The sequence below is a fragment of the uncultured Zoogloea sp. genome, from assembly GCF_937894855.1.
Classification (GTDB): domain Bacteria; phylum Pseudomonadota; class Gammaproteobacteria; order Burkholderiales; family Rhodocyclaceae; genus Zoogloea; species Zoogloea oryzae.
Genome location: NZ_CALAYQ010000069.1, coordinates 1 through 9,489 on the forward strand (window position 1 = coordinate 1; position 9,489 = coordinate 9,489).

Sequence of the window (9,489 nt, forward strand, 5' to 3'; positions counted from 1 at the left end):
ACAGTCTGATCCCTTTGACCGCTCGGGAACCCCTCCAAGCGAGAAGCTGCGCATTCTAGACATCGGCTTGCCGGTTGTCAAACACAATCGTCGTTTTTCTTGTGGCCTCTGTGCTTTAATCCGTTAGGACTACCACGCTGTCGGATAACGCATGTCAATGGACAAGGATTTGCTGGTCGACGCCGTGCTGGCCAGCGGGGTCGTGCTCCCTGCCCCCGGCCCGGGTTTTCTGCGCCTGCGCGCAGCCGCGGCCGACGATGACGCGGGCCCCCGGGAGATGGCGCAGGCGGTGAGCCAGGATCCGGCGATCACCGGTGCGCTGCTGCGGGTCGCCAACTCGCCGGTGTTCCGCCCCCGCAGCGCGCCCCGCACCGCCCAGGATGCGATCGCGATGCTGGGCCGCACCCGTACGCTCGCCACCGCCGCGAGCGTTGCGCTCAAGGCCCAGAACGACGGGCTCGACCCGCGGGTTGTGGACGCGATCTGGTCCGGCTGCGCGCGGGCCGCCGAGTACAGCTTTGCGGTGGCGCGGGCGACTCGTTTCAAGTCGCTGGCCGACACCGCCTACCTGGCGGCCCTGATGCAGGACGCAGGGATTGCCGTGGTGTTGAGGCGATCGCCCCAGCACACGGCGCTGCTGATTGGCGACGGCCCGACCCTCGAGGCCGGCGCCCGGGCGCTTGACGCCCTCAGCGGCACCGACCACGCCGCCGCCGGTTATCTCGTGGCGCGCAACTGGAAGCTGCCGGTGGAGGTATGCGAGGCGATCCGCGCCCATCACGACCCGAAGCTGACGCGGCGGCTCGGCGACGAAGCCCGCCGGCTGGCCCGCCTGCTGGCGGCCGGGCGACGCGTGCGGGACGGCATTTCACCGGACTGGGTGGATTGGGCCGACGATGTGGCCGAGGAATTTGGCCTCGGCGAAGCGGATCTGGACGAACTGGCTGCCGACGCGCGCTGATCAGCCGGCGTCTTCGGCGCCGAGGCGGAAGCGGATCGGCACCACCACCGACGCCTCGACCGGCTCGCCACCGCGGCGCGCGGGCACGAAACGCCAGTGCCACACGGCGGTGACGGCGGCTTCGTCGAGGGACTCATGCCCGCCGCTCTCGCGCACCTTCACCGCCACCGGAATGCCCTCGGCCGACACCCGCACATCGAGGCGGACGGTGCCTTCCAGCCCGCGACGCCGGGCGATCATCGGATAACCGGGCTTGGGGTTGTCGAGATACCTGGCGCCAAAACTGGGCGGCGAATAGCTCGCCACAGCGGCCGCCGCGACGGGCGGTGCAGCCACCGCAACCGGGGCCGGCGTCTGGTTTGCCGCCACCGCGGGCGCCGGGGCTGGAGCGGTCGCGATGGCCGGCGCGGGATGATCGGCCCGTGCCTCGGCCACCAGCCGCTGCTGGGGCACGACGGGCTCGGGCCGGGCAACCGCCTTGGGCGGATGGGGCGTTTCAGCCGGCGTCGACTTGTGCGGCCGTGGCTGGGGCGGCGGCGGTTCGACGTGGGGTTTTTCGGGGGTCTTCTCGGGCAGGACTTCCTGCACCAGCCGGGCTTCGAGCAGACGCGGCGGCTCGGTGACCGACGACTTCAATCCGCCCCCCATGCCGAGCGCCAGCGCATGGACGCACAAGGACGCGCCCACCGCCATCACCAGGCCGCGATCGGAGATCACAGCGCCACACGCAGGCCCAGCCGCAGGCTGCGGGGCTCCGAGGGGTGGGCGTGGATGTCGGCGACGGGGAAACTTTCGGACTTCAATTGGGACTCGTAGTAGTAATCGATGTCGCTCACCCGACGGTTGAAGAGGTTGAGCACATCCAGCGACAGGGTGATTCTCCTGTCCAGGCGGAAGCCTACCTTAAGATTGGTCAAGGTCGAGGACGCGGATCGTACCGAATTGTCTTCAATCAGGGGGCGTGCGCCAAAATGCCGCAGGCGCAGACCGCCAAACCAGCGCTCGCCACGATCCACTCCGACGCCCACCGACGCGACCACGCCGGCGGCGCCCGGCACCCTCGCCCCGGCCACATCCGCATCCCGAAAGCGAGCGCTCGACACCGCCAGATCCGCATCCACGCTCACGCCGGGCAGCGGCGTCCACAGGTTGGTCCACTCCACACCCTGGCGGCGGGACGGCCGGCTCGGCTCGGTGATGCCCGCGTCGCCGACGAACAGCAGTTCGGATGCGATGTCGAGCCGCCACAGGGCCAGCGTCGTCACCCAGCCGGCGGCCGGCGCGCTGCGCAGCCCCAGCTCGCCGCCGCGAGCGCGCACCAGGGGACGCACCAGCGCCACCGGCTGGCCGAACTCCGCACTGCGCGGATCGGGATTCACGCGGATCGTCGTGCCGCGGGCGTCGTTGCTGTGAAAGCCGTGGCCGTAGTTGGCGTAGAGCTCGGTCCGGGCCCACGGGCCGGCGACGATCCCGAGCTTGGGCGCGGCCAGAAAGGCATCCGCCCGGCCGCTGTTGGCAGCGCCGATGGGCGTGCCGTCGCCCGTCACCTGAAAGCGGTACTCGTCGGCACGCAGCCCGAGGGTGGCGCGCAGCTTTTCCAGCACCTGAATCTGGGCTTCGCCATATACCCCGACACTGGTCTGATCCACCTTGTCGCTGCGCACCTGCCCATGGCGCTGCCGGGCCTCGGTGAGGAACAGCCCGACCTGGCCGATGTGGTCGTGGCGCAGCTGGCTACCGAGGGTCAGCTCCACCGGCCGCCCGGCCCAGTCGGCGAACCAGCTGCGGCTGCCGCCTGCGCCGACGATCTGACGGCGATCCACCTGCTCGAACTGGTCGCCCCGCAGCGGGTCGTCCATGGCGTAGGTGAAGTTGGAAAACAGGTCGAGGCCGTAGTCGATGAGGTAAGCGTTCGCCCGGCTGCGGCCGCTGGCGTCGCTTGCGGCCCATTCGCCGGAGAGGCTCGCGCGGCGGGTGCGGCCACCGCTGGTTGGGTCGAGGCTGCCGAAGCGGCCGATCAGCCCCTGCTCCACGGCCCGGCGGGGCACCTGATCGGTGGCCGACCAGTGAGACTCGAAGGCCATCAGCGTCGCCGCCCAGCCGTTGTCGACGCTGCCCGACGACAGCCGCAGCACGCCATTGAGCCGGCGCAGGTTCTCGCGCTCGGCCCACGGCCCGTTGTTGTAGGCGGCTTCGATGGCGCCCAGGAGTACCGGCCCGCCGTCGCTCACCGGCCGCGACCCCGCCGCGACCAGCCGGTTGTAGTGATGCTGGCCGAGCTCGATCTGCACGAAGTCTGCCGGCAGGCTGCGGAAGTAATCGAGCCGGGCCGAGCCGGCCGCCGAGAAATCCCCGTCCGCCGCGTGGTACGGCCCTTTGCGGTAGCGCACCGACGCGACGAGCTCGGGGATCAGCAGATTGAGGTCGGTGTAGCCCTGCCCGTGGGCGTGGGTGGGGAGGTTGAGGGGCATGCCCATCAGCCAGGTGGCGAAGTCGGTGCCGTGGTCGAGGTTGAAGCCGCGCAGATAGTACTGATTGGCCTTGCCGTCGCCGCTGTGCTGGGAGACGACCAGCCCCGGCACCGTCTCCAGCACCTCGGCGGGGCGCAGCAGCGGGCGGGTGGCGAGCTGCCTGCCGCTCACCGTGCCCTCGGTGGCGCTGGCGGCAACGCCGATCAGATTGGCGCTGCCCGCCTGAACCTCGACGGTCTCGAGCGTGGGCACGCCGCCAGCGATGGCGCCCGGCACGACCGCCCACGCAATTAAGCAGAAAAAATTATTCATCTTACCGCGACACGTAGAAAACGGCGGGCTCAGCCCACCGCCTCCGGCGCCGGATCGCGGGCGAGATGGATGCCCAGGATGAAGCTCACGAAGATCACCCCGACCACGCCAAAGCCCAGCGCAAACTCCTTGCCCTCACCCCACGCCTCGACACCGGGCCAGGCCATCCGCGCCGCGCCCCAGGCCGCCACCAGCAGGCTCATGCCGCCCACGGCGAGCGCCATCACCCGGGAGGCGATCCGCGCGGTGCCGTCAGCCCGGGCGATCAGCCGGGCGATCCAGAAGCCGTTGGCCCCATCCGCCAGCAGCATGCCGAGCATGAAGGTGAGCCCCAGCCCCACCGCGTGGGCCGCGCCGCCGGCCTGCACGCCGGCCACCGCAAACAGCGCCGCCTGGCTCACCGTGTCGAAGGACAGCGCGAACAGCGCCCCCACCAGCGCCACGCCCGCCGGATGGGCGATGCGGCCGAGGCGACCCAGCCAGCGCCCCTTGAGGCCGACCGGCTGCACCATTTCGTGCGCTTCGGCGGCCAGCACCGCACGCAAATTGAGCACGCCCAGCAGAGTGAGGAAGCCGATGGAGATCCACGCGCCCGAAACCTCGAGCCACTCCGGCGTCGTCCAGTGGCGCGAGAGCAGGCTCACCGCCAGCGCGATGGCGATCACCACCGCGCCGTGGCCGAGGGAGAACAGGGTGCCGCAGAAGCGCGCCCAGCGCGGGTTGGCGCGGGCGTTGAAGCGCGTCAGGCCGTCGATGGTGGCGAGGTGGTCGGCATCGAAGCCGTGCTTCACACCGAAGACGAAGACCAGCAGGACGAGGGCGAGTCCGTCGGCAGGCAGGGCGGTCATGGCGGATTTCCGGATGCGCGTATGAACAAATGATTTTAGTGCATACAACATCCGTGCCAAGCCCTGGGGCCCGCAGATCCGGCCCGCGCCGGCCGCGCACCGATCAGATGATGACCAGTGCGCCAACCAATCAGACAGCCGGGTTTCCAGCCAGGGGCAGACGCAGCACGAACTCGGCGCCGCCATCGGGATGGTTGCCCGCCTGCAGCGCGCCCCCGTGGCGCTCGACGATGCCGTAGCTGATCGACAGCCCCAGCCCGGTGCCCCGCCCCACCGGCTTGGTGGTGAAGAAGGGGTCGAAGATGTGGGGCAGATGACGTGGCTCGATGCCCGGGCCGTTGTCGTGGAAGCGCAGCACCGCCACGTCGCCCTCGATGCTGCCGGTGATGCGCAGGCGGGCGGTGGGCTGGCCGGCGGTGGCGTCGGCGGCGTTCTGGACGAGGTTCATCACCACCTGCTGCATCGGGCCGGAGGCGCCCACCACCGGCAGGCTGTCGGGGATGTCCACCGTCACCTCGAAGCGCTCCGGCGCCGCCTTGCACACCCACGTCACCGAGCGCTCCACCACAGCCCCCAGCTCGAAGCGGCTGCTCTCGTCCCGGTCCAGCGCCGAGAAACGCTTGAGGCCGTCGACGATGTCGCGGGTGCGCTCGGCGCCTTCGATGGTGCCTTCGATCAACGGATCGAGATCGCCCAGGATGCGGTCGATGCGCAGGCGCTCGCGCAGGGCCTGGATGTCGTCGGGCACGCCGCCGGCGTGGACCGCGCCCAGGTATTCCCCCAGCCGCGAGGCGTAGCGACGCAGCGCGTGGGTGTTGCCGAGGATGAAGCTGATGGGGTTGTTGAGCTCGTGGGCGACGCCCGCCACCAGCCGCCCCAGGGACGCCATCTTCTCGGAGTGGAGCAGCTGCTGCTGGGTGCGCTTGAGATCGTCGTGGGCCTGGCGCAGGGCCGAGTACGCCTTGCGCAGCTCGCCCACCGGGCGGCCGGTGACCACCACCCCCAGCGATTTGCCCACCGACGAATAGCGCGGCGTGCAGTTGAGCGACACCGGCACCGCCGAGCCGTCCGCCGCGCGCAGGGCCAGCTCGCAGTCGTGCACCGGCGCGTCGCTGCGCAGGGCGAACAGGCCTTTGGCCACATCCACCGCCGCCGGATCGGCCAGCAGATCGAAGAACAGGGTGCCGCGCAGGCTCTCCACCGATCGCCCGGTGAAGACTTCCAGCGAGCGGTTCACGTCGTCGATCCGCCCGCTGCGGTCGCACACCACCAGGATGTCCGAGATCGAGGTGAGGACCGAGAGGATGAAACCCTGGCTCTCCTCCAGCTTGGCGTTCTTCTCTTCGAGGGCGACTTCGTACTGGAGGAGGTCGGAATACACCTCGTCCATCTTCTGGATCACGTCGATCCAGGCGCCCTCGCCCACCCCTTCCGGCGCGGCGGCCAGCAGGGCGGACGAATCGGGCAGCGGACGCTCGGGCTTGGCCATCGCTTACGAGCGCGGCCGGTAGTGGCCGTGGGGATGGGGGTGAGCGTGGCTGTGCTCGCCGTCGCCGTGGCTGTGGGGCTGATTGCGGAAGTCGGCGGTGACCAGGTTGAGCGCCCCGTGACGCACGCCGGGCTTGGCGATCAGCGCCTCGGCGAAGGCCCGCACCTGGGCGGTGGGGCCGCGCAGGATCACGCTTTCCATGCAGTTATCGTGATCGAGATGCGCATGGAGCGTGGCGACACAGATGTCGTGGTGTTCGTGCTGGTCGTGGGTGACGCGCTCGGCGAGCTCCCGCTCGTGGTGGTTGTACACATACGAGAGATTGGCGATGCAGTGGGGCGCTTCCTCGCGGGCCAGGCGGTTCTGTTCGAGCTGGGCGCGCAGGATGTCGCGCACCGCCTCGGAACGGTTGGAGTAACCCCGCGCGGCGATCAGCGCGTCGAAGGCGCGGGCCAGGTCTTCGTCTAGCGAGATGGTGAAGCGTTCCACGATGGGCTCCGGGCAGGACAGGCGGGTCATTCTGCCCGCCCCCACCGCTGGCGGCAATCGCCGGCCGCGATGCCATAATCCGGGCTTTCCGACTTCCGCCGAGATCGCCCCATGGCCCGCATCAAGATCGAACTGCCCGCGCACTTCATGTTCTCCACCGAAGTGCCGATCCACATCGGCCTCATCAACTACGGCCACCACCTGGACAACGCCGCGCTGCTGTCGCTGGTGTCCGAGGCGCGGGTGCGCTTCTTCAAGTCGCTGGGCTACACCGAGCTGGACGTGGACGGCGTCGGCATCGTGGTGGCGGACGCCGCAGTGCAGTACAAGTCCGAGGCCTTCCACGGTGAGATATTGGTATTTGAGATGGCGCCGGACGACTTCAACAAATACGGCTGCGATCTGGTGTGGCGCGCCACCGACAAGGCCAGCGGCCGCGAAGTGGCCCGCGGCAAGACCGGGATCATCTTCTTCGACTACCAGCAGCGCAAGGCGGCGCCGGTGCCCGCGGGCTTCGTCGCCAAGACCGCACCCCAGGCCTGAGCTACACGTTCACATCCACCTGCTGGACGGTGCCCACGGTGCCGTCCTCGCTCACCCAGATGCCCGAGCTGCGCACCGCGCCCAGATCGGCCCCGCCCTCCTTGAGGGTGAAGGGCGTGGCGCTGCGGCCGAGGTAAACCGCCCCGACGCCGCGCTCGCCCAAGCTGGCCACATCACCGCCGCCTTTCGCGTCTGGCGTCCATACGCCCAGCCGGCCGAACACCGGGTCGGCCTCGTCGATCCAGCCGTTGCTGTCGCTGTCGTACGCGGCCAGATCGGCAAAGCCGTCGCCGCTCGCCGGCCCGAACAGCTGGCGGCCGGATTCCACCTTGCCCGACTCCACCGCGTCCAACACCAGAAAGCCGCTGCCGCTGGCAAGGCGCGGCATGTCCACCTCCTTGCCGTCGCCCATCAGGTCGAAGCGGAAGCGCTGGCTGGTGAGGCTCGCCGCAGTGCCGCCGAAGTTGATCACCAGCGGGTCCTTGCTCACCGCCGCGTTGCCGGCGCGCAGGCTCACGCTGCTGGTTTCGGTCTCGCTGCGGCTCATCGACAAGCCGACGCTGAAATTGATGTCCTTGCCGTCGGCGGTGCGGATCGTGCCGCTCGCCTCGAAGGTGCTCGCTTCAAAGGTCTCGCGGGTCTCGGTGCGGTCGTACTCGATGCCGAAATCGGGCGGCGGCGGGGCCGGCTGGCTGGCCGCCTCACCGGTCGCCATGTCGGTCGTCGACATCACCTCGATGCGCCGGCCGGTCATCATTTCGACGATGGACTTGATGAGCGCCAGCCGCGGGTCGATGTCGGCATCCTCGCCGTCGATCTTTCCAGCGGCGTCGGTGGCAGCGCTCTTTTCGAGATCCAGTGCCTGGCGGGCCGCGTTCGAAACCACCACACTGCGGGGTGTCGGGCGGTCGGCTTCCGCCGTCGGCCGGGCGCCAACCCAGGCCCGCAGGCGCTCCGACACCTCCACCCGGCTGGTGCTCAGGTGGGCGGCGGAAAGGCTCAGATCGGCGGAAGCGATTTTCATGGCGGGCTCCTCGAAAGGCAGTGACTTGCCCGATTCAACGGCGCTGCCCCAGCCGACTTGACCACCAGACAGGGGGACGACAGCCCATCCGCACGCCGGCCTCAACCGCGAAACCTGTGCTTACACACGGATCGCGACGGCGCGCTGCCAGCCCACTAAGATTCGATTGAAACCCCTCGCGCGCCGCCCCTGCGGCGTGCCGACCACCCTACCGGGAACCGCCATGCCCAGCCTGTCCTCCCTGCGCCGCCCCCTCGCCGTTCTGGCGGGCAGCGCCGCCCTGCTCCTGCCCCTCAGCGCCGCCGCGCAGAACGCCATCGTCACCCAGCCCGCCCAGCTCTTCGCCGGCCCGGCGCCGGACTACCCGGTGATCGCCGCGGTCTATCCCGGACTCGAGGTGAGCGTCATCGGCTGTCTGGCCGATTACATGTGGTGCGACGTGGTGCTGCAGGACGGCCTGCGCGGCTGGGCCTACGGGCCGAGCCTGGCCTACGGCTGGATGGGCAACGCGCTGCCGGTGCCGGATTACGGGCCGTCCCTGGGGATTCCCCTCGTCACCTTCTTCATCGGCGACTACTGGGGCCGCCACTACCGCCACCAGCCGTGGTTCGACGAATACCGCTGGCGCCAGCCCCCGCCGCCTCCGCCGCGCTTCATCCCGCCGCCACACCACCACGATGGCAGGCAGGCGCCCTACCCGCCCCGCTGGGTGCAGCCGGGCATGCCGCCCCGTGACGACCGGCGAGACGACCGGTGGAACGATCGGCGCGACGACCGCTGGCGCGGCAACGACCAGCCCCCGCGCCGGGATTTCAACCGCGGCGACGTGCCCCAGGCCGCACCGGCACCGATGCCCCAACAGCCCCCCCAGCAACCGCCCCAGTTCCGCCAGGAACCCGGCCGCAACTTCAATCCCCGCGCGGACGACAACCGCGAGCGGCGCAACGACGGCGCCCAGCAGCAGCCCTTCCCGCCCCGCTTCACGCCAGCACCTGCGCCAGCCCCCGTCGCCCCACAGGTCGCGCCACCGCAACCACCGCGGCAGGAAAACCGCTTCAGCCCGCCGCCCCAGCCTCAGCAACCCCAGGCCCAGCCCCAGCCGCGCGGCGGCGACGGCCCGCGCAACCGGTTCGGCGGGCGGATGGACGAACGCTGAACTCCGGGGCCCGCGGCCTTGACCTTTCCCGCACCGATGACGGCAGGCGGAAATGTCTGCCGGAGGTGGGCCGCAGGCGCGGCCGGGGAATCGCCCACCGGGTACGGGTGACGGTCCATCGAAGCCGGCTTCGGCCCACCCGGGGAGTGTCAGTAATTTTGTGTTCGAGGCGAATTTCGATTGATCCCGGCCATGG

At 70.0% G+C, this 9,489-nt stretch carries 9 protein-coding genes; 3 read left to right on the forward strand and 6 right to left on the reverse strand.

Features of this window, described 5'->3' with window-relative positions; translation table 11 throughout:
* Positions 1 to 151: 151 nt before the first annotated feature.
* Positions 152 to 961: an HDOD domain-containing protein gene (locus Q0672_RS08810; protein ID WP_298621643.1), complete on the forward strand. Its 810-nt coding sequence runs from the start codon at positions 152 to 154 to the stop codon at positions 959 to 961.
* Here Q0672_RS08810 and Q0672_RS08815 read toward each other — a convergent pair whose 3' ends face one another.
* From Q0672_RS08815 to nikR, 5 genes are all read right to left on the reverse strand, one after another.
* Entirely contained in the window at positions 962 to 1,678 is a 717-nt protein-coding gene (locus Q0672_RS08815; RefSeq protein WP_298621644.1) for an energy transducer TonB, read from the reverse strand. It abuts the gene before it with no gap.
* The gene (locus Q0672_RS08820) at positions 1,675 to 3,744 is read right to left on the reverse strand and encodes a TonB-dependent receptor (protein ID WP_298621645.1); all 2,070 of its coding nucleotides are present in this window, start codon (positions 3,742 to 3,744) and stop codon (positions 1,675 to 1,677) included. Before Q0672_RS08820 ends, Q0672_RS08815 begins: the two co-directional genes overlap by 4 nt.
* A 29-nt stretch (positions 3,745 to 3,773) precedes the next feature.
* Positions 3,774 to 4,592 (reverse strand): nickel transporter, encoded by an 819-nt coding sequence (locus Q0672_RS08825; protein WP_298621646.1) that lies wholly within the window; start codon positions 4,590 to 4,592, stop codon positions 3,774 to 3,776.
* A 130-nt stretch (positions 4,593 to 4,722) separates the two neighbouring features.
* On the reverse strand, positions 4,723 to 6,081 hold the full coding sequence (locus Q0672_RS08830) for an ATP-binding protein (protein ID WP_298621647.1): 1,359 nt from the start codon (positions 6,079 to 6,081) through the stop codon (positions 4,723 to 4,725).
* 3 nt (positions 6,082 to 6,084) lie between these two features.
* Positions 6,085 to 6,600 carry a nickel-responsive transcriptional regulator NikR gene (gene nikR / locus Q0672_RS08835; RefSeq protein WP_298621648.1) on the reverse strand — a complete coding sequence of 172 codons (516 nt, stop codon included), beginning with the start codon at positions 6,598 to 6,600 and terminating at the stop codon, positions 6,085 to 6,087.
* A gap of 81 nt (positions 6,601 to 6,681) precedes the next feature.
* Here nikR and Q0672_RS08840 point away from each other — a divergent pair, with 81 nt between their 5' ends.
* Positions 6,682 to 7,113, forward strand: a complete 432-nt coding sequence (locus Q0672_RS08840) for a thioesterase family protein (protein ID WP_298621649.1) — start codon at positions 6,682 to 6,684, stop codon at positions 7,111 to 7,113.
* 1 nt (position 7,114) lies between these two features.
* Here Q0672_RS08840 and Q0672_RS08845 read toward each other — a convergent pair whose 3' ends face one another.
* Positions 7,115 to 8,137 carry a VCBS repeat-containing protein gene (locus Q0672_RS08845; RefSeq protein WP_298621650.1) on the reverse strand — a complete coding sequence of 341 codons (1,023 nt, stop codon included), beginning with the start codon at positions 8,135 to 8,137 and terminating at the stop codon, positions 7,115 to 7,117.
* 223 nt (positions 8,138 to 8,360) lie between these two features.
* Here Q0672_RS08845 and Q0672_RS08850 point away from each other — a divergent pair, with 223 nt between their 5' ends.
* Positions 8,361 to 9,293 (forward strand): SH3 domain-containing protein, encoded by a 933-nt coding sequence (locus Q0672_RS08850; RefSeq protein ID WP_298621651.1) that lies wholly within the window; start codon positions 8,361 to 8,363, stop codon positions 9,291 to 9,293.
* Positions 9,294 to 9,489: the final 196 nt, after the last annotated feature.